This is a genomic window from Comamonas sp. C24C, assembly GCF_053345995.1.
The window spans coordinates 557,345-577,022 of sequence record NZ_JBKFBC010000001.1 but is presented as its reverse complement, the minus strand read 5'-3'; the positions used below and the strand labels follow the sequence as shown (position 1 = coordinate 577,022).

At 64.1% G+C, this 19,678-nt stretch carries 12 protein-coding genes and 1 riboswitch; of the genes, 7 read left to right on the top strand and 5 right to left on the bottom strand.

Going from position 1 to position 19,678, the window contains the following annotated elements:
* Nucleotides 1-478: 478 nt before the first annotated feature.
* From ACLBXN_RS02565 to queF, 4 genes are all read left to right on the top strand, one after another.
* Nucleotides 479-3,445: an Rne/Rng family ribonuclease gene (locus ACLBXN_RS02565; protein WP_447611025.1), complete on the top strand. Its 2,967-nt coding sequence runs from the start codon at nucleotides 479-481 to the stop codon at nucleotides 3,443-3,445.
* Nucleotides 3,446-3,552: 107 nt separating this feature from the next.
* On the top strand, nucleotides 3,553-4,332 hold the full coding sequence (gene yaaA, locus ACLBXN_RS02560) for a peroxide stress protein YaaA (protein WP_447611024.1): 780 nt from the start codon (nucleotides 3,553-3,555) through the stop codon (nucleotides 4,330-4,332).
* Nucleotides 4,333-4,377: 45 nt separating this feature from the next.
* Nucleotides 4,378-5,277, top strand: coding sequence for a 2OG-Fe(II) oxygenase (locus ACLBXN_RS02555; RefSeq protein ID WP_447611023.1), 900 nt, complete (start codon nucleotides 4,378-4,380; stop codon nucleotides 5,275-5,277).
* Between the two features lie 74 nt (nucleotides 5,278-5,351).
* Complete coding sequence (gene queF / locus ACLBXN_RS02550) at nucleotides 5,352-6,197, top strand: NADPH-dependent 7-cyano-7-deazaguanine reductase QueF (RefSeq protein WP_343495809.1); 846 nt, start codon at nucleotides 5,352-5,354, stop codon at nucleotides 6,195-6,197.
* Between the two features lie 95 nt (nucleotides 6,198-6,292).
* On the opposite strand, the gene ACLBXN_RS02545 is transcribed toward queF, so the two are convergent.
* From ACLBXN_RS02545 to ACLBXN_RS02530, 4 genes are all read right to left on the bottom strand, one after another.
* Entirely contained in the window at nucleotides 6,293-8,653 is a 2,361-nt protein-coding gene (locus ACLBXN_RS02545; RefSeq protein ID WP_447611022.1) for a hypothetical protein, read from the bottom strand.
* Between the two features lie 74 nt (nucleotides 8,654-8,727).
* Nucleotides 8,728-10,284 carry a methyl-accepting chemotaxis protein gene (locus tag ACLBXN_RS02540; protein ID WP_447611021.1) on the bottom strand — a complete coding sequence of 519 codons (1,557 nt, stop codon included), beginning with the start codon at nucleotides 10,282-10,284 and terminating at the stop codon, nucleotides 8,728-8,730.
* Between the two features lie 137 nt (nucleotides 10,285-10,421).
* Complete coding sequence (gene dinB, locus ACLBXN_RS02535) at nucleotides 10,422-11,639, bottom strand: DNA polymerase IV (protein ID WP_407716233.1); 1,218 nt, start codon at nucleotides 11,637-11,639, stop codon at nucleotides 10,422-10,424.
* Between the two features lie 193 nt (nucleotides 11,640-11,832).
* Nucleotides 11,833-13,353, bottom strand: coding sequence for an amino acid permease (locus tag ACLBXN_RS02530; RefSeq protein WP_249334313.1), 1,521 nt, complete (start codon nucleotides 13,351-13,353; stop codon nucleotides 11,833-11,835).
* Nucleotides 13,354-13,884: 531 nt separating this feature from the next.
* Nucleotides 13,885-13,984: riboswitch (glycine riboswitch) on the top strand.
* A 171-nt stretch (nucleotides 13,985-14,155) separates the two neighbouring features.
* Here ACLBXN_RS02530 and ACLBXN_RS02525 point away from each other — a divergent pair.
* A complete protein-coding gene (locus ACLBXN_RS02525; protein WP_447611020.1) occupies nucleotides 14,156-15,424 on the top strand; it encodes a D-amino acid dehydrogenase in 1,269 nt (422 codons plus the stop codon).
* Between the two features lie 100 nt (nucleotides 15,425-15,524).
* Entirely contained in the window at nucleotides 15,525-16,955 is a 1,431-nt protein-coding gene (locus ACLBXN_RS02520) for an amino acid permease (protein ID WP_447611018.1), read from the top strand.
* Between the two features lie 162 nt (nucleotides 16,956-17,117).
* Here the strand turns inward: ACLBXN_RS02520 and ACLBXN_RS02515 are convergent, their stop codons facing one another.
* The gene (locus tag ACLBXN_RS02515) at nucleotides 17,118-18,050 is read right to left on the bottom strand and encodes a DMT family transporter (RefSeq protein ID WP_211457593.1); all 933 of its coding nucleotides are present in this window, start codon (nucleotides 18,048-18,050) and stop codon (nucleotides 17,118-17,120) included.
* Between the two features lie 351 nt (nucleotides 18,051-18,401).
* On the opposite strand from ACLBXN_RS02515, the gene nhaA reads away from it, so the two are divergent.
* Nucleotides 18,402-19,678 (top strand): Na+/H+ antiporter NhaA (nhaA, locus tag ACLBXN_RS02510; protein ID WP_447611017.1); only part of this gene is annotated, 1,277 nt, incomplete at its 3' end.

Sequence of the window (19,678 nt, the reverse complement as noted above, 5' to 3'; positions counted from 1 at the left end):
GCAGTCAAGATGAGCTGCAGCAGCCTGTGAAAGCCTGGCAAAGGCTGACGAATTGAAACACTGATACGGAATCTCATACCGTGCAGTTGACCAGGCAAAAGCAGCCTGCAACTGTCGGTTCTCTCAACGAGCATGTGGATCTTTTGGACATTGCTGATCAACCTCTGGGGCAAGGCACGGCCGGCCCCCGGGACGAGTCATGTCTCGAAGAAACCACCCACCTCCCTAGCACGCGCGTCGGCTTCTTTTGTACCCCGTCTGCATGCGCGTCCTCTCCCGCTCGTCCCCCGGCCTGTACCTCCGCTACTGACTTGAGATCAGGCCAGTAGCGCCGCCCTGTACCGCCCCCAGATTCCTCATCCGTTTCAACGCGTTCGTCTGGCATCACGGCTCCTGTTGAGCCTGTCTTTGATTACCAGTCAAAGGCACGTTGGTCTGTGACCAGCGTGCCCCATAAAACGAATAAAGGAAGCGCATCATGAAACGGATGCTGATTAACGCGACGCAGTCTGAAGAACGCCGCCTGGCCATTGTGGACGGCCAGAAGCTGCTGGACTACGAGATCGAAATCGAAGGTCGCGAACAACGTAAGGGCAATATCTACAAGGCCGTCGTTACCCGCGTCGAGCCTTCCCTCGAAGCCTGCTTCGTGGACTATGGCGAAGACCGCCACGGCTTTCTGCCCTTCAAGGAAATCTCCAAGCAATACTTTGCCGAAGGCGTTTCGCCCAGCCAGGCCCGCATCAACGACGTGATCCGCGAGGGTCAGGAGCTGATCGTCCAGGTCGAAAAGGAAGAGCGCGGCAACAAGGGCGCAGCCCTGACCACCTTCATCTCGCTGGCCGGCCGCTATGTGGTGCTGATGCCCAACAACCCCCGTGGAGGTGGCGTTTCGCGCCGCATCGAGGGCGAGGACCGCGCCGAGCTCAAGGAGGCCATGGACCAGCTCGAGTACCCCAAGGGCATGTCCATCATTGCGCGCACCGCCGGCATCGGCCGCTCGGCTCCCGAGCTGCAGTGGGACCTGAACTACCTGCTCAAGCTGTGGAGCGCCATCGACGGTGCCGCCAAGGCCTCCAAGGGCGCCTTCCTGATCTATCAGGAATCCAGTCTGGTTATCCGCGCCATCCGCGACTATTTCAACAATGACATCGGCGACATCCTGATCGACACCGATGACATCTACGAACAGGCCCAGCAGTTCATGGCACATGTGATGCCCGAGCATGCTGCCCGCGTCAAGCGCTACCGCGACGACGCCCCCCTGTTCTCTCGCTTCCAGATCGAGCACCAGATCGAGTCCGCCTATTCGCGTACCGTGACCCTGCCCTCGGGCGGCGCCATCGTGATCGACCACACCGAAGCCCTGGTCTCCGTGGACGTAAACTCGGCCCGCGCCATCAAGGGCGGCGATATCGAGGAAACCGCGACCCGCACCAACCTCGAGGCAGCCGACGAAGTGGCGCGCCAGATGCGCCTGCGCGACCTGGGCGGCCTGATCGTGATCGACTTCATCGACATGGAAGAGGCCAAGAACCGCCGCGAAGTGGAAAACCGCCTGCGCGATGCCCTGCGCCAGGACCGCGCCCGCGTGCAGTTCGGCACCATCAGCAAGTTCGGCCTGATGGAAATGAGCCGCCAGCGCCTCAAGCCCGCTTTGTCCGAGGGCGCCCACATCAACTGCCCACGCTGCGGCGGCTCCGGCCACATCCGCGACACGGAAAGCTCTGCGCTGCAGATTCTGCGCATCATCCAAGAAGAGTCCATGAAGGACAACACGGCCGCCGTGCACTGCCAGGTGCCCGTGGAAGTGGCCTCCTTCCTGCTCAATGAGAAGCGCAGCGAAATCACCAAGATCGAGCTCAAGCAGCGCGTCAACGTGATCATGGTTCCCAACAAGTCCATGGACACACCGCACTACAAGCTCGAGCGCCTCAAGCACGACGACTCGCGCCTGGAATCCATGGAAGCCAGCTACAAGCTGGCCGACGAGCCCGAAGAGGTGACCACCGTCACCCGCCGCTCGCAGGAACCCACCAATAAGCAGACTCCTGTCATCAAGGGGGTGCTGCCCGATGCTCCCGCGCCGATTGCCGAGCCTCGCCCCCCCCGCCAGCCTCGCGCTGCCGCCGCGACACCCGCTCCCGTAGCGGCCCGCCCCGTGGTGCGCGAGCAAGGCTTCTTTGCCTGGCTCAAGAATCTGTTCGGCTTTGGCGCACCGGCTCCCGTGGCAGCACCCGCCCCCGCGGCGGAGCCTGCAGCTCCTGCCGCCCGTGAAGGCAGCCGCGACGGCCGCCGAGGCGAAGGCCGTGGCGGTGACCGCAACCGCCGTGGCGGCGACCGCAACGAACGTGGCGACCGTAGCAGCGCCGAGCGCACTGGTGCCGAACGTGGAGACCGCAACAACCGCCGCAATGCCCAGGGCCGTGATGAGCAGCAACGCAACGAGCGTCCCGAGCAGCAACAGCGCCAGGACCGCCCCGAGCGCGGCAACCGCCGCGGTGGCGATCGCAGCGAGCGCCGCGACGACCGCCAGCCCCAGGTGGCAGAAGCCGCGCTGAATGGCGAAGAGTTCAATACTCAGGCCGCAGCCCCCAAGCCCGAGCGCAACCGCCAGGAACGCGGTGAACGTTCGGAACGCAATGAGCGCGGCGAACGCGGTGAAGGCCGCCGCGAGCGCCAGAATCGCAACGCCGATGCCCAGCCAGCGATGCAGGCCGTAGCCGACGAAGCGGCGCTGAACACCGCCCAAGTCGAGGGTTCTGACGCTCAGGTGCAGGATGGCGCACAAGGCGGCGAGGCTCGCGAGCCCCGTCAGCGCCGTTCGCGCGACCGCTATGGCCGTGACCGCCGCGACCGTGCACCGCGCGACGCCCAGGCAGAAGGCCAGGCTGCCGAGCAGACAGCCGAAGCCCAGGCCCCGGTCGAAGTGCCTGCCGCAGACGCTGGCGAGCAGCCGGCACGCCGCAGCTACTTTGATGCTGTTGCACCTCAGGCTCAGGCAGAACAAGCGCCTGTTGCTGCAGAAGTGCAGGCACCCGTGGTTGCAGAAGAAGCCGCGGTGGCTGTCGCTCCTGCGGCAGAGCCCGCCCAGCCCGTGCAGGCAGAGCCTGCCGCAGCCGCAGTCGAGCCTGTGGCTGAGACCGTGGCTCCTGCCCCCGCAGTCGCAACGCCCAAGGCACAGAGCTATGCGCTGCCGATTGCCGAGCTGCAAGCCCTGGCAGCCGCATCGGGTCTGGAATGGATCAACTCCGATGCCGAAAAGATCGCCGCCGTCCAGGCTGCGATTGCCGCCGAGCCCAAGCCCGTGCGCATTCCGCGCGAGCGCCCGCCCGTGGTGGTGCTCGACGAAGGCCCGCTGATTCTGGTCGAGACCCGCAAGGATCTGAGCCTGATGCAGCTGCCGTTCGAGAAGGAAGAACAGGCTGCAGGCGCCAACGCCTAAGCAGACTGCCTTCCGGCATCACAGGGCCAAGGGGACTGTCCACTTCCGTGGATGGGGCCTTGGCCCTTTTTCATGCGCCCTTTCTTTGATTGAGTGAACGTCAAGCCATGTTGTTTCTGATCTCTCCGGCCAAATCGCTGGACTATGAAAGCCCTATTTCCGCCGAGCTGCCACACACGCTGCCGGTATTCAAAAAGCAGCCCCTGGAACTGATCGAAGTGCTGCGCGAGAAGTCGCCCCAGCAGATTTCCGAGCTCATGAGCATCAGCGACAAGCTGGCCGTGCTCAATGTGGGCCGCTACGAAGCATTCAGTGCCAGGTTCACCGCCAAGAACTCGCGCCAGGCCGTGCTGGCCTTCAATGGCGATGTCTACGAAGGTCTGAATGCGGCCAGCCTCAAGCCCCGGGAGCTGGACTGGGCCCAGGAGCATGTCGTGATCCTGAGCGGCCTCTATGGCGTGCTGCGCCCGATGGACCTGTTGCAGCCTTATCGCCTGGAGATGGGCACCCGGCTGGAAAACGCCAAGGGCAGCAACCTCTATCAGTTCTGGGGAACCCAGATTGCCGACTATCTGAACGAGCGCAGTGCCTCCCAGGACGAGCGCATTGTCGTCAACCTGGCGTCTCAGGAATATTTCAAGGCCGTGGATCTCAAGACGCTCAAGGCCCCCGTGGTCGAATGCGTTTTCGAGGACTTCAAGGGCGGCAAGTACAAGATCATCAGCTTCCATGCCAAGCGCGCGCGCGGGCTGATGGTGCGCTGGGCCGTACAGCACAAGGCCAGGAAGGTGGCCGACCTGCGCAAGTTCGATCTGGAAGGCTATGCGCTGGCCGAGCAGGCCAGCACGCCCGGCAAGCTGGTGTTCCGCCGCAAGCTGCAAGACTGACGCCGCGCATTGAAATCGGCATCAGTGCACACTAGCATTGTCGACATGAGCACCTCCACCCAAGACGAGTTCGTCACACCTCCCGGCCTGACACCCGAGCTGATGCAATGGGTGCGCACGCAAAGCGCCTCCGGCGTGCCGCTGCCATCGCTGCTGCAATCCATGCGCAAGGCAGGCTGGGCCGAACATCTGGCACGCCGGGCACTGGCCCTGCCCGAAGAAGGCGAGCTGCCCCAGGCGTTCGCAGCGGCCAGGCCCGAGGCCGGGGTGAGCGTGCAGATTCACGAGTCCGGCGTGCCCGAGCCCGATCTGCACACCGATCCCTGCTGCATCGACACCGGCGATCGCGAGGTCCATGTGCTGATGAATATGCGTCACCCCAGGGTCGTGGTGTTCGGCAACCTGCTCTCCGACGAGGAGTGCGATGCCATCATCGCCGCCGCCGGCCCGCGCATGCAGCGCTCGCTGACCGTGGACAACCAGAGCGGTGGCGAGGCCGTCAACGACGACCGTACCAGTAATGGCATGTTCTTCCAGCGGGGCGAGAACGATCTCATCAGCCGTGTGGAGCAGCGCATTGCCAGGCTGCTGAACTGGCCGCTGGAAAACGGCGAAGGCATGCAGGTGTTGCACTACCGCCCAGGCGCCGAATACAAGCCGCATTACGATTACTTCGCCCCCAACGAGCCCGGCACGCCGACCATACTCAAGCGTGGCGGCCAGCGTGTGGGAACCCTGGTCATGTATCTCAACGAGCCCGCGCGCGGCGGCGCAACCACCTTTCCCGATGTAGGGCTGCAGGTCGTGCCGCGCCGTGGCAATGCCGTATTCTTCAGCTACAACCGGCCCGACCCGGCAACCAAGACCCTGCACGGCGGCGCTCCCGTGCTGGAAGGCGAAAAATGGATTGCCACCAAGTGGCTACGCGAACGAGAGTTCAAGTAAAAACAGGCTCTAGCCCTTACCCACAAAGCGCCAGCAGCTATCTTTTTTACTGCTGCTCATTTTGTTTTTGAATCATGCACACCCCTGAACAATCGCAGCTGGGCAAAAGCTCGGCCTATGTGGACCAGTACGACGCGTCCCTGCTCTTTCCCCTGCCACGCCTGACCAAGCGCGAGGAAATCGGCGCAGCCATCAACCCGCCGTTCTTTGGCGCCGATCTGTGGACCTCATTCGAAGTTTCCTGGCTCAATCTGCGTGGCAAGCCCCAGGTGGCACTGGCGCATTTCACCATCCCCTGCGAAACACCCAACCTGATCGAAAGCAAGTCCTTCAAGCTGTATCTGAACAGCTTCAACAACACCCGCTTTGCCGATGCCAGCGAGGTGCTGGCGCGCCTGCGCACCGATCTGTCCGAAGCCACCTGGCGCGGCAGCGAGGCCCAGGGCAGCGTGGGCGTTCGTCTGCTGGAAGCGGAGCAGTTCGATGCCCAGCAAGTGCATGAGCTGGACGGTCTGCTGCTGGACCGCCTCGATGTGGAGTGCACCCGGTACACGCCGGCTCCCGAGCTGCTGCGTGCCAACCACGACGAAGCGCCCGTCAGCGAGACCCTGGTCAGCAATCTGCTCAAGAGCAACTGCCTGGTCACCGGCCAGCCCGACTGGGGCAGCGTGCAGATTCAATACAGCGGTGCGCAGATCGAGCAGGAAGGTCTGCTGCAGTACCTGGTGAGCTTTCGCAACCACAACGAATTCCATGAGCAATGCGTGGAGCGCATCTTCATGGACATCTGGACCCGCTGCAAACCCATCAAGCTGGCCGTCTACGCCCGCTACACGCGCCGCGGCGGCCTGGACATCAACCCCTTCCGCACCAGCCACCCGGGCGCCCTGCCCGCCAATGTGCGCACGGCACGCCAGTAACACCGACACGACCCAATCAAGGGCAGCAAGCAAGGGCCGCCCCGTCGCAAGGCAGCCATCCTCTCAGCGAGAAGCCGCAAAGCGGCTCAGGGAGATCAATTCTTCCAAGGGCAGTCATCCTGCCCCAGCAAAGCCTCTGCATAGCGCAGATCCTGAATGCGCAGCCACAGCCCGTTCATGCCCTGGCGCAGAGGCTCGACGGCAGCACGCTGCCAGGTCTGCGCCACCACCAGCTGACGCGCCGCTGCGGGCTCCGACGGGGGCTTGTGAACCGCACTGGCCTCGCCCTGCAGCGCCGCTTCGTCAGGCAAGGGCAGATCCTGCCAATGCAGGCCCTGGGCATCCCAGCCCTGCAGCACCGGCATGCGCGCCTTGAGCGTCAGCGTGCGCACTTCCTTTTCCACGGGGTTGAGCCAGTGCAGCTGCCATTGACCCAGTTCGCCGTAGCGTGTCTCCACCGGCTCCAGCAAGGCCCAGCCTTCGCCTGAAGGATGGGGACAGGCGCAGGGGCCGACACCGCAGAACGCCAGACCGCTGCGCGTCATGATCACGCCGTCCTTGCGAGGTTCATCATGCTGCCAATAGTGGTTGACGCGCTCGTTCACGCCGCCCCACCACCAGACGGTGTCGCCGCGCACATCGTCGCGCCAGACATAGTCGCCGTCGGAGCAGGGATGCTGGATCTGCCCGACCTCGCGCCAGCGCGGCAGCAACTGCCAGCGCCCTTGCGCATCGGGCGCCAGTTCACGCTCGGAGTAAAGCGGGCGCCAGTCGGGTCTTGCCAGATGGCTGGCCGATACGGACTGCAAAGGCCAGCGCCAGGATGCCGTCGAGGGGTCCCAGTCCTTGTCCGCCAGACTGGCCGTCAGCGCCAGCACGCGCAGGCGAGCGGCCATGCCGCCCTTAACCGACGGCACAGCGGCCAGCCGCACCACGGGCCAGGGCAGGTCCACGCTTTGCAGGCGCTCCCCGTCCCAGACCTGCAGGCTGCCGCTGCCACCGCGAATCGGTGCACGGCCGTGCGGCATGAGAATCGCCCAGCGCCCCTGCACGATCACATGTTCCAGAGCCCAGGTGCCGGGCAGATGACGTTCGCCCCATTGCAGGTTGTAGGCCGCCGTTTCGCCCAGCTCCTCCCGGGCGGGCTTGGACAGGGTCCAGATCAGGCGCTGCCCCTTGAGGGGCTCGCTCTGCGCGCGCCACAGCGCGGGCTGCGCCGGATCACGTAGCCAGTCGAAGCACAAGGGAAGCGAGGGTTTGAGGATGGGCAGGCCATCGCGCTGATGGGCAGCGCAGACATCCACCTCGCTCATGGCGCAGCTGATGCTGGTGCCATCGTGCAGGCGCTCGGTCTCGGGCATATCGATCTGCACTCTCTGCAGCAGCTGTTCATTGAGCCAGCTCAGCGGCAAAACCGCTGGCGCTTGCGGCTCGCTCGGCGGCTCAAGATCCGGCAGGCCCAGGGCCCAGGGCTTGCGATCCTCGGGCATCAGCTGCGGCCATTGCTGCCAGCCTCGCTCCATGGTCCAGACGGCCAGCCGCAGGCTGGCCTGGCTGGCATCGCCCTGGGTAGGGTAGGCATAGAGCGCAAAGGCCTGGGCATCGGCACGCCAGACCATGCTGTGGCTCTCGTCCAGCACCCAGGGTTGGGCGGCCTCACCCAGCATCAGCTGCCAGTGCGGATTCTGCAGCGGAGCCATGGGGTAGCGCAGCTTGCGCAGCGAGGCTGGCCAGTGGCGCTGCAGCAGCACCGGCGGCACCGGAGTGGGCTGAGCCGGTTGCGGCAGAGTCGGCATTGGCCGGGCGACTTCGGCCGGCAGGCAGTCTGCCGGCACCCAGAGATCCACCACCTGCAGCAAAGGCTGCGGCTGCGCAGCCATATGCTCGCCCAGCCAGGCCTCGAAGCTGGCATCGGACATGATCACATGTGCATCGTCGGCAATGCCGCTTTCGTTGATGCTCTCGCCACTCCAGCGCGGCATGCGCCAATGGATGGCATCCAGCAGCTCGCCTTCCGGCTTGCTGATCACCCAGCTGCGACGTGATTTGCGGTCGACCAGATGGGCGGCCTCGCTGTCATAAAAGCCCGTACGCAGCCAGCGCCCGTCATAGGAGGTGTGCATGTCCATCTCCCAGACATGGGGCAGGTAGACGCCGTCCGCACACAGCACATCACCATAGATGGGGCCGCCCATGCCGCGCTCGCCCTGGGGACGAAAATTCACATCCCTGCTGGCCTCTGACGCCGTATCCGCCTGCGCCGCAAGCTCTTGATCGGAGAGCGTCTGCGCTGCAACCTCCGACGCCGCTCCGGCCTGGGCCACGGACGGCTCGGCCTCCTGCTGGGCAGTTGCAGACGACGCGGGTCTGGCGTCAGCGCGCAAACGCGATATCAGCCAGATCAGCAAACACAGGGCCAGCGCCGCAATGGCGATCAGGGTCAGCACAACACTCATGCCGCAATCCTACCGAAAGCCGATGCGAAAAAGGCAGCTCCACGGCTGCCTTTTAAGAGCATGACCACAAAAGCCTAGAGATGGAACACGTCCACCGAACGCTCCAGTGTCTTGGCACTCTGGCGCAGCGATTGCGCTGCGCTGGTCGACTGCTCCACCAGCGCCGCATTCTGCTGGGTCACGGAGTCGAGCTGGGCCACGGCCTCGTTGACCTGGGAGATGCCTATCGACTGCTCACGCGTGGCAATGCTGATCTGGTGCACCAGGGAGCCGACCTTGTCCACGGCCTGCACCATGCCGTCTATGGTCTGACCCGCGGCACGCATGCGCGCGTTGCCGTCGTTGATGCCATCGACCGTGCGGTTGATGAGCACGCTGATCTCCTTGGCTGCTTCGGCGCTGCGCTGGGCCAGTGCCCGCACCTCGCCCGCCACCACGGCAAAGCCGCGCCCCTGCTCGCCAGCCCGCGCCGCTTCCACGGCCGCGTTCAGCGCCAGCAGATTGGTCTGGAAGGCAATGCTCTCGATCACGCCAATGATCTCGCTCATGCGGGTGGAGGAGCCGCGGATATGCTCCATGGCCAGCCCCACTTCGCTGATGGCCGCGCCGCTGCGGCTGGCCACCTTGCTGCTCTCGTCGCTGGCGCCGGCCATGAACTGTGCCGTATCGGCCGTCTGCGACACGGTGCCCGAAATTTCCTCCATCGAGGCCGCCGTCTGCTGCAGGCTGGTGGCCTGCGACTCGGTACGCCCTGCCAGATCGAAACTGCTCTGGGCGATTTCATGGGCGGTCTGGGCAAAACCTTGCACCTCGGTACGCACATCGCCCACCACGGCGCGCAGATTGATCTGAATCTGCTGCAGCCTCAGCATCAGCGCCCCCATGGCGCCGCTATAGCTCTGGTTGCATTCGGTGCTCAGATTGCAGGCCGCCACATCGGCTGCAAAGCGGCTGGCTTCTTCCAGCCCCGCCACACAGCGCTGCTGAAAGCGCCACAGCACGAATGCACCGCCGACCACCAGGCTGGCAGCACGCCAACCCCAGGCCGCCGCGCCCTGCCAGCCCAGCATATCGGGCAGCATGGCGATCAAGGCCACGATGACCAGCAGCCAGGCCATGCGCGCCACCAGGCCCACATCCTTGCGGCCGTCCCACCAGCCCATCAGCCCCAGACGGCGCACCGCACCTGCGCGCAGGCGGAAACTGGCCCGGGCCTGCTTTTCCTCGTCGCGCATGCGCGCGTACAACGCTTCGGCTGCGGCCACTTCGGCGGCAGAAGGCTTGGTGCGTACCGACAGATAGCCGCTGGGTTTGCCGCCTTCCATGATGGGCGTGACATTGGCGCGCACCCAGTAGTGATCGCCGTTCTTGCGGCGGTTCTTGACCAGCGCCGTCCAGGGGTAGCCATGGGCGATGGTGCGCCACATGTCCTTGAAGGCGGCGGCCGGCATGTCAGGGTGGCGGATCAGATTGTGCGGCTGGCCGATCAGCTCTTCATAGCCATAACCGCTGACGCGCACGAAGGCGGGATTGCAATGCGTGATCTCGCCCTTGGTGTTGGTGCTGGAGACCAGCAGCTCGTCGCCCGGAAAGTCGTAGTTTTGTTGAGATACCGGCAGGTTCAGGCGCATGCTTTGCACTCCTCCAATAGGCCTATGTAGTTTTTGTTCGAGAGTGAGCGATCAGGCATCCCGTCGACAGCTGGTTAACCAGATACACAAATTCACACTTGGATCATCGCACAGCGATGATTCCCGAGCCCACAGGCTCAGAACAGAGATGCGGTATAGGGATCCAAATGCTTGACTGAGGTCAAACCATGAGGCCTGAGCAGCAACTCTCGCGCCACCGGATCGTGGGCACTGGCCTGCCAGAGCGGCTCGGCGATCAGGCCCGAGACCTTGACCCCCAGCAGCCTGATGCGCTTGCCCAGCGGCACGCGCTTGAGGCATTGGCCTGCGGCCAGGCGGATGGCGGCCGCATCCTGTATCGGCAGGTTCAGGGTCTGGTCCCGCGTGGCGATCCTGAAATCGTCATAGCGCAGCTTGATGCCCACCGTGCGCCCCACATAGCCCTTGCGCCGCAGATCCTCGGCCAGCCGCTCGCACAGGTCCGTGAAGATGGCACCCAGCTCGGCCTTGTCGCGCACGGCATGCAGATCGCGCTCGAAGGTGGTCTCGCGGCTCATGGACACCGGCTCGCTCTCGGTCACCACAGCGCGTTCGTCGCGCCCCCAGGCCGACTCGTGCAGCCAGTGACCATAGCTTTTGCCAAACCAGTGCAGCAGTTGCGGCAGGCTTTGCGCGGCCAGGTCGCCGATGGTTTCGATGCCAAGGCTCTTGAGCTTGGCATCGGCCTTGGGCCCTATGCCGTTGACCTTGCGGCAGGCCAGCGGCCAGATCCGGCTTTGCAGATCTTCGGGCTGGACGATGGAGATGCCGTTGGGCTTGTTGAACTCGCTGGCCATCTTGGCCAGCAGCTTGTTGGGCGCCACACCGACCGAGCAGGTCAGGCCCGTGGCGTCGAAGATGGATTTCTGGATCAGCCGGGCCAGCACGCGCCCGCCTTCGCGCTGGCCGCCGGGCACGTCGGTGAAGTCGATGTAGACCTCGTCCACGCCGCGGTTCTCCATGAGCGGCGCAATCGACACGATGATCTCTTTGAAGGCCCGCGAAAAGCGCCGGTACTCGCCAAAGTCCACGGGCAGAAGAATCGCCTGCGGGCACAGCCTGGCGGCCTTCATCATGCCCATGGCCGAGCCCACGCCGAACTGCCGGGCCGCATAGGTGGCCGTGGTGATCACGCCGCGCCCCGTGTAATCGCGCAGCAGCGGAAAGTCAGCCACCGGGATCTCGGACAGCGGCCGCCCCGCATGGCGCGCCAGCAGCTCCTCGTCAAAGCTGCGCCGCCCGCCGCCGATCACCACTGGCAGCCCCTTGAGCTGCGGGTAGCGCAGCAGCTCCACGGAGGCGTAGAACGCATCCATGTCCAGATGCGCTATGCGCCTGGGCCTGGACTCGGGGCTGGTGGGTAGATCGCTCACATTGCCGATTTTGCCTGCGCTGGCAAGAGACGGCAGCCATGCGTCAAACAAGCACACGGGCACCGGGATACCGCAAGCAGCGTCAGCCCATGCCGCTACCCCTTCCCGCCTGGAGAAGGGGAAGGCTTACACCGCCTCAGGATGACACCTTGCCCTGCTTGATGTCTTCGAGTTCGTCAAAGCGCATATCGGCATAGCTGACCCAGGTCTTGCGCTTGACCAGCCAGTAACCCAGCCAGAACAGCAGGAACAGCGGAATGCCCAGATAGGTCGAGACCACGCCGCCCCAATCGATGCGATCTTCCAGGAAGGCCTGGTAGTTCTGGCCCAGCGTCACCACCAGACACAGCACAAAGGCAAAGATGGGGCCGAAGGGGAAGGCGCCGGCCTTGTAGGGCAGCAGGCCCACATCATGACCGTGCATGACATAGCCGCGACGGAAGCGGTAGTGACTGACGGCAATGCCCAGCCAGACGATGAACTCCGTCATGCCGGCCAGGTTCAACAGCCAGATATAGACGGCCTGCGGGCTGTAGAGCGAGGAAAACAGGCACAGGCTGGCGACCAGCGTGCTGCCGATCAAGGCCACCAGCGGCACGCCGTTCTGGGTCAGCCGGGAGAAGATGCGCGGCGCGTTGCCCTCGGTCGCCATGTTGTAGAGCATGCGCGTGGCCGCATACATGCCCGAGTTGCCGGCCGACAGCACCGAGGTCAGGATCACCGCATTCATCACCGTGGCCGCCGACAGCAGGCCCGCATGCTGGAACACCAGCGTGAACGGGCTCACGGCAATATCGGCCACATCGGTGCGCAGCAACTGCGGATCGGTATAGGGAATCAGGAAACCGATGACGATAATCGCCAACACATAGAACAGCAGAATGCGCCAGAACACCTGGCGAATCGCACGCGGCACGTTCTCGCGCGGATTCTCGGATTCGCCCGCCGCCACGCCCACCAGCTCCGTGCCCTGGAAGGAATAGGCCACGATCATGGCCACGCCCACAAAGGTCGCGAAATTGCCGACGAATGGCGCATCGCCCGTGGTCCAGTTCTCGAAACCGGGCACATGGCCGTTGCTGATGATGCCGAACAGAATCAGCACGCCGGTGATCAGAAAGGCCACCACGGCCAGCACCTTGATCAGCGCGAACCAGTACTCGGCCTCGGCAAAGCCGCGCGCGGAAAACGCGTTCAGCCCCACCATCAGCAGCAGGAACAGGCCGCTCCATAGGATGCCCGGCACATTGGGAAACCAGTAGGCCATGACCAGCTGCGAGGCCACCAGATCCACCGCCACCACCACGGCCCAGCTGAACCAGAAGTTCCAGCCCAGCGCAAAGCCGAAGCCTCGATCCACATAGCGCGAGGCATAGGTCGAGAAGGAACCGGCCACCGGCATGAAGGCGGCCAGCTCGCCCAGGCTGGTCATGATGTAGTAGACCATGATGCCGATGAGCAGATAGGTGAGCACGGCACCGCCAGGGCCGATCTGGGCGATGGCCGAGCCGGAGGCCACAAACAGGCCCGTGCCGATGGCGCCGCCAATGGCGATCATGCTCAGGTGGCGCTGCTTGAGCACCCGGTGCAAGCGGGGCTGGTTATCGTCACCATCGCCAGTCGGCGCGAGCTGCTGGCTTGAGTTGGGTTGGGACATAAATGTCTTGTTGTAATGGTTTGCGCCCATCCGGACAAAACACCCAACCATCCCGCAGGCGCTGCGACAGGCAACGCAAAAAGGCGACCATGACGGTCGCGGGCAACAAGGACAAAGGAACGAAGCCATGACAGCAGAACGCCATGGCGGATAGGCCAGTTGCATCCTGAATCGGCAGCCACCCCGGTCGGGCGCTTCAATGGCAAAGCGGTGATATCGCCGGGCCCATTGACAGGCAAAGACGATATTTTGCCCAAATCCACCGCAGGCCATGAGCCGTCCTGTCAATGCAGGGGTTGACTCTGGGGCTGCTCAGCGGCACTTGACAGCGTCTGATGCTATGAATTCGGAAGCTTCTTGCGTATGAATATCTTCACTTTCCTTATGAAAACACAAGGAAGTCTTTAAATAACAAGCGCTAGCCGCTATCAAATAAAAGAAGCGGAGCACGGCCTGCCCCGGCGCAGAACTCTAGAAAACCCGTATATCCAGGCGCCGCCATTCTTCCTACATTCGCCACAGGCTCTCAGCCCGGTGATGCCGAGAGAGACTGCAGCGCAAACTTGGCGCATGCAGCGCCGAAGGAGCAACCGCCCCGGAAACTCTCAGGCCAAAGGATCGGCATCGCTTTCACACACTCTGAAGAATGTCCGGACGTCATCGTCCGCCGGGCATACCGAAGGAGCAAGCGAGCAGCGGCCCAGGGCGCTGCCTCGTGAATCTCTCAGGTCCAGAACAGAGGGGGCGTCCGCTGCGCATGTTGCGCACGGGCTCCACCCTTGACGTTTCTGGAATCTGAATCATGAAGACAATCGCCGTCATCGGCGGTGGCATCACGGGCGTGACCACCGCCTACGCCCTCGCACGCCGCGGATTTTCCGTCACCCTGTTCGAGAAGCAGCGCTATGCCGCCATGGAGACCTCGTTCGCCAATGGCGGCCAGCTCTCGGCCTCGAATGCCGAGGTCTGGACCCACTGGTCCACCATCGTCAAAGGCCTCAAGTGGATGCTCAAGAGCGATGCTCCGCTGCTACTCAACCCCAAGCCCGGCTGGCACAAGATTTCCTGGTTCTGCCAGTTTCTCGCTGCCATCCCCCACTACCAGAAGAACACGGTAGAGACCGCCAGGCTGGCGATTGCGGCACGCGAGCACCTGTTCGAATGGGCGGCAGCCGAAGGCATTGACTTCGATCTGAAGCAAAAAGGCATCCTGCATATCTACCGCGACCGCGCCGGCTTCGAACATGCGGGAAAGGTCTCGCAACTGCTCGCCCTGGGCGGGCTGGAGCGCCGCGCCGTCACGCCCGATGAAATGAAGGCCATCGAGCCGACCCTGTCCGGAACCTTCTATGGCGGCTACTTCACCGAGAGCGACTCCACCGGCGACATCCACAAGTTCACCAGCGGCCTGGCCGCCGCCTGCGAGCGACTGGGCGTGCAATGCCGCTACGGCCAGGAAATCGTGTCGGTGAACAGCAACGGCAAACAGGCCAGCGTGACTGTGCGCCAGGGTCTGGAAACCGAGACCTCGACTTTCGACGCCATGGTGGTTTGCGCGGGCACGGCCAGCCGCGCGCTGGCCGCCCAGCTCGGCGACAGCGTCAACATCTACCCCGTCAAGGGCTATTCCATCACGGTCAATCTGCCGGACCAAGCCAGCCGCGCCGCAGCTCCCGTCGTGAGTCTGCTGGACGACGAGACCAAGCTGGTCACCAGCCGCCTGGGCGAGGATCGCTTCCGCGTGGCCGGCACGGCGGAGTTCAACGGCTACAACAAGGACATCCGCGCCGACCGCATCCGCCCGCTCATCGAATGGGTTCAGCAGTGCTTCCCGGGCGTCAGCACGCGCAGCGTCGTGCCCTGGGCGGGCCTGCGCCCCATGATGCCGGACATGCTGCCGCGCGTGGGCCCCGGCAACAAGCCCTGCGTGTTCTACAACACCGGCCACGGCCATCTGGGCTGGACCTTGTCGGCCGTCACCGCCGACATGGTCGGCGACCTCGTGCTGCAGTCCATGGGCAGTGCCAGCAGGCAGCCCCGACCGGCCACGCTGAGCACCGCCAGCGCCTGACCACGACCTGAAGACCTCATCAACAAGCCAGACACGGCAGCCGCAGCGCCCCGTGAGGGACAGCTGTTGCCGTGTGAATGGCAAAACGGAGACATACAACATGAGTCGAAATCATCCAAGCGCAGCCGGGGAGTCGCTGCAGCAGACAGGGGAGCTGGAGCGCGGCCTCAAGGACCGGCATATCCAGCTGATCGCCCTGGGCGGCGCCATTGGCGTGGGCCTGTTCCTGGGCTCGGCCAAGGCGATCCACAAGGCCGGGCCGCTGCTGCTGGTCAGCTACGCCATCGCGGGGCTGGCCATCTTCTTCATCATGCGGGCGCTGGGCGAGTTGCTGGTGCACCGCCCGGTGGCCGGCTCTTTTGCCACCTATGCCGAAACCTATGTCAGCCCCTGGGCCGGATTCGTCACCGGCTGGACCTACTGGTTCACCTGGGTGGTGACGGGCATGGCCGAACTCACGGCCATAGGCATCTACACCCACTACTGGTTTCCGGCCATTCCGCAATGGGTTCCGGCGCTCGCCACCCTGGCCGTGCTGCTGGGCGTGAATCTGATTGCGGTCAAGGTCTTCGGCGAGCTGGAATTCTGGTTCGCGCTGATCAAGGTTGTGACCATTGTGGCCACGCTGGTGCTGGGCGTGGCCATCATCACCACGGGCTGGGGACCGCTGGGCCAGACGGCAAGCTTCGCCAATCTCTGGTCGCACGGCGGCTTTGCGCCCGTGGGCATGGTGGGCGTGGTCTTCACCTTGCAGATCGCCTGCTTTGCCTATACCGGCGTGGAGCTGATAGGCGTGACGGCGGGCGAGGCCGAGTCGCCCGAGAAAGTGCTGCCCCGTGCCACCAACAGCATCGTCTACCGCATTCTGATCTTCTATATCGGCGCCCTGGTGGTCATCATGTCGCTGGTGCCCTGGAACGAGCTCAGCCCCGACATGAGCCCCTTTGTCCATGTCTTCGACAAGCTGGGCATTCCTGCGGCCGCCGGCATCATCAACTTCGTGGTCATCACCGCCGCCGCCTCTTCATGCAACAGCGGCATCTTCAGCACGGGCCGCATGCTCTACACGCTGGCGCAATTCAAGCAGGCGCCCGCCAGGCTGGGCCGGGTCAATGCGCGCCATGTGCCTGCGGCCGGCATTGTGATCTCTGCGGCATTCATGCTGCTTGGCGTGGTGCTGAACTATCTGGTGCCCGAGGAGGCCTTCATCTACGTGACCAGCATTGCCACCATCGGCGCCGTCTGGACCTGGGGCATCATCGTCTTTGCCCATCTGCGCTATCGCCGCGCCGTCAGGCTGGGTCATGCCGCTGCCGTGGCCTATCGCATGCCCGGCGCGCCGTTCACCAACTGGTTTGTGCTGGCCTTTCTGGCCGTGGTGCTGGTCTGCCTGTCGCTGGATGCCAGCACCCGCGTGGCGCTGTATATCGCGCCCCTGTGGTTTGTGCTGCTGACGATTGGCTACCGACTCTACGCGGTCAAGCCCGAGCGCCGCCAAAGCCTGGCGCAGGCACAACAGCAAGCCGCCTGAGGCGCAGCACAGCCGTGCCATGGATGCCATGGATGCCATGGATGCCATGGATGCCATGGCAGCACGCTATTGATTCAGGAGCTTCTTGCGCTCTTCCATGCTTTATTTAAAGGACTTTTTTCTTTAAAAATGAGCAGTGGAAAGCGCAGGCAGCTCTTGAAATCAGAGCTGCAGACAGATCAGCACCAGGCCCAGCATCATCAGCGCCATGCCCAGCTTTTCCGTCGGCGACAGCTTCTCGCTGAACACCTTGCGCGAGACGATATAGCTGAACACCACCTCCACCATGCCCAGGGTGCGCACGGCAGCGGCCCCCTGCATGGCATAGGCGGTAAACCAGGCCAGCGAGGCCGCAGCGCCCATGCTGCCGGCCAGCAGTGAGATGCGCCAGGCCTTGAAGATAGGGCGCAGGCCCTGCTCATGGGTTCTGGCAATCCAGGCGCTCATGACGACGGACTGCATGGTCTGCGCGATCAGCACGCCCCAGGCCCCGGACAGCCAGGGCGAGCTCACGCCCAGTGTTGCGATCTCGACCGCGCCGCCGCGAAAGCCCACCGTGGCCAGCGCAAAGCAGGCACCGCAGATCAGACCGTACACCGAGGATTTGCTGGTCCAGGCCGAGAGCGTGAAAAGCTGCCCGCGCGGCGGCAGCGACAGCATCAGTACGCCCACCGTGGCCAGCACCATGGCCAGCAGCGCCAGACGGGTCGGCAGCTCATGCAGGAACATGGCGGCAAACAGGGCCACCTGCAGCACCTCGGTCTTGGACAGCGTGACCGCCACGGCAAAGTTGCGCTCCTTCATGGCCATCAGCAAGGCCGCCGTGGCCGCGACCTGAAAGAAGGCTCCGAGCGCAATCCAGCCCAGATAGGCGGCACTGAACTTCGGCAGCACCAGGGACGGATCGCCCAGCGCATACAGCGCCAGCAGATAGACGGCGGCGAACGGCAGGCCGTAGAGAAAGCGCACCAGCGTGGCCGGCAACGTGCCGACCTGTGCCGTCAGCGAGCGCTGGGCCGTGTTGCGCACCGTCTGCGCCGCCGCGGCAAACAGCACCACGCCCACCCACAAATATTCCATTCCTATGCCCGACATGACACGCCTTCTCTCTCGTTAGCGCGCCAGCATAGCGCCGGCTGCCGGACGGCGCTGACGTGATTCGTGCAGTCCACCCGCTTGAGCCAAGGCGACGCGAACCGCGAGAGGCAACCGTCCTGATGGCGAAGTCTGCTTCCCCGCAAATAAACCCCATATCCAGACCATTGCTGCATCTTTAGCTACAATTCCAGCCGGGTGCCCGTCACACAAGGTGGCGATGGCAGGTGAATGTTCATGCGCAGGTCGGGCCGCCAGCGCGCCAGTCGTTTGCAGTGCTGACTGCACCAAGAGGCATGAGCTCGGGTGCAATACGCCTGTCGGCAGACGACTTCAGACACCTACCGACACATGGACCCACAAACACTTGTGCAGGCCCCTGCGCCTTCTGCATCCCAAAATTCACCCCGCATCCCCGCGCTGCAATCCGCCACCGAACGCGTGCAGGCGCAAATCTCGCACCTGCTGCATATCGAATCCTTTGCCGGCATGGTGCTCATGCTGGCCGCCGCCGTCGCCCTGATCTGGGCCAATTCGGCTGCGGCGCCAAGCTACTTTGCACTGTGGCATGCGCCCGTCGCGCTGACGCTGGGGCCGTGGAGCTTCAGCACCGATCTGCATTTCATCGTCAACGATGTGCTGATGACGGTGTTCTTCCTGGTCGTGGGCATGGAGATCCGGCGCGAGCTGCACAACGGCGCGCTGGCCAGCCTGCGCCAGGCCAGTCTGCCGCTGATCGCTGCCATCGGCGGCGTGGCCGTGCCCGCGCTCATCTACGTGGCCCTGGCGGGCAATGACAGGACGCTGCTCAACGGCTGGGCAATTCCGACGGCGACCGACATCGCGTTTGCCGTGGGCGTGCTGGCCTTGCTGGGTCGCAATATTCCGGGAGCGCTGCGCATCTTCCTGCTGGCCCTGGCCATCATCGACGACATCGTGGCCGTGCTCATCATCGCCTTCTTCTACTCGGGCGGGTTGCAGGCCATGGGCTTTGTGGTGGCCGCAGCCGGCGTGCTGCTGGTGCTGCTGTTCAACCGTATGGGCATTGCCGCCGCTCCTCTGTATGTGCTGCCCGGAGCCGTTCTCTGGTTCGGCCTGCTCAAGACCGGTGCACATCCCACCCTGGCAGGCGTGGTGCTGGGCCTGATGACGCCCGTCTTTACCCGCCCTGCCCCCATGCCGCTGCTGATCACGGCACAGACGGCCATGCGCAAGGCCGGCGAGCAGGTGCTCAGCGGGCGGCCCGACCCGCAGCACCTGCTACAGGAGTTGCGTACCGCCCAGTTCGCACAGCGCGACCTGCTGCCGCCTGCGCTGCGCCTGCCCATGATTCTTCATCCCTGGGTGGCTTTCTGCGTCATGCCCATCTTTGCGCTGGCCAATGCCGGCGTGCAGTTCTCGGGCATAGACCTGAGCGCTGCCGCACCGCAGACCACGGCCATGGCCGTGCTGGTGGCCCTGGTGCTGGGCAAGCCCCTGGGGGTCTTCATCTGTACCTGGCTGGCCGTCAGAAGCGGGCTGTGCAGCCTGCCCGAGGGCCTGAACTGGCGCGGCGTACTGCTGGTGGGCCTGCTGGCCGGCATCGGTTTCACCATGTCCATCTTTGTCGGCGGTCTGGCCTTTGCGGA

Coding starts and splice junctions, on each gene's coding strand:
- dinB (WP_407716233.1), bottom strand. CDS start 11,639: ATGGATGCGTTCTACGCCTCCGTGGAGCTGCTGCGCTACCCGCAGCTC.
- ACLBXN_RS02520 (WP_447611018.1), top strand. CDS start 15,525: ATGAGTCGAAATCATCCAAGCGCAGCCGGGGAGTCGCTGCAGCAGACA.
- ACLBXN_RS02545 (WP_447611022.1), bottom strand. CDS start 8,653: ATGAGTGTTGTGCTGACCCTGATCGCCATTGCGGCGCTGGCCCTGTGT.
- ACLBXN_RS02525 (WP_447611020.1), top strand. CDS start 14,156: ATGAAGACAATCGCCGTCATCGGCGGTGGCATCACGGGCGTGACCACC.
- ACLBXN_RS02515 (WP_211457593.1), bottom strand. CDS start 18,050: ATGTCGGGCATAGGAATGGAATATTTGTGGGTGGGCGTGGTGCTGTTT.
- ACLBXN_RS02565 (WP_447611025.1), top strand. CDS start 479: ATGAAACGGATGCTGATTAACGCGACGCAGTCTGAAGAACGCCGCCTG.
- yaaA (WP_447611024.1), top strand. CDS start 3,553: ATGTTGTTTCTGATCTCTCCGGCCAAATCGCTGGACTATGAAAGCCCT.
- queF (WP_343495809.1), top strand. CDS start 5,352: ATGCACACCCCTGAACAATCGCAGCTGGGCAAAAGCTCGGCCTATGTG.
- ACLBXN_RS02555 (WP_447611023.1), top strand. CDS start 4,378: ATGAGCACCTCCACCCAAGACGAGTTCGTCACACCTCCCGGCCTGACA.
- ACLBXN_RS02540 (WP_447611021.1), bottom strand. CDS start 10,284: ATGCGCCTGAACCTGCCGGTATCTCAACAAAACTACGACTTTCCGGGC.
- ACLBXN_RS02530 (WP_249334313.1), bottom strand. CDS start 13,353: ATGTCCCAACCCAACTCAAGCCAGCAGCTCGCGCCGACTGGCGATGGT.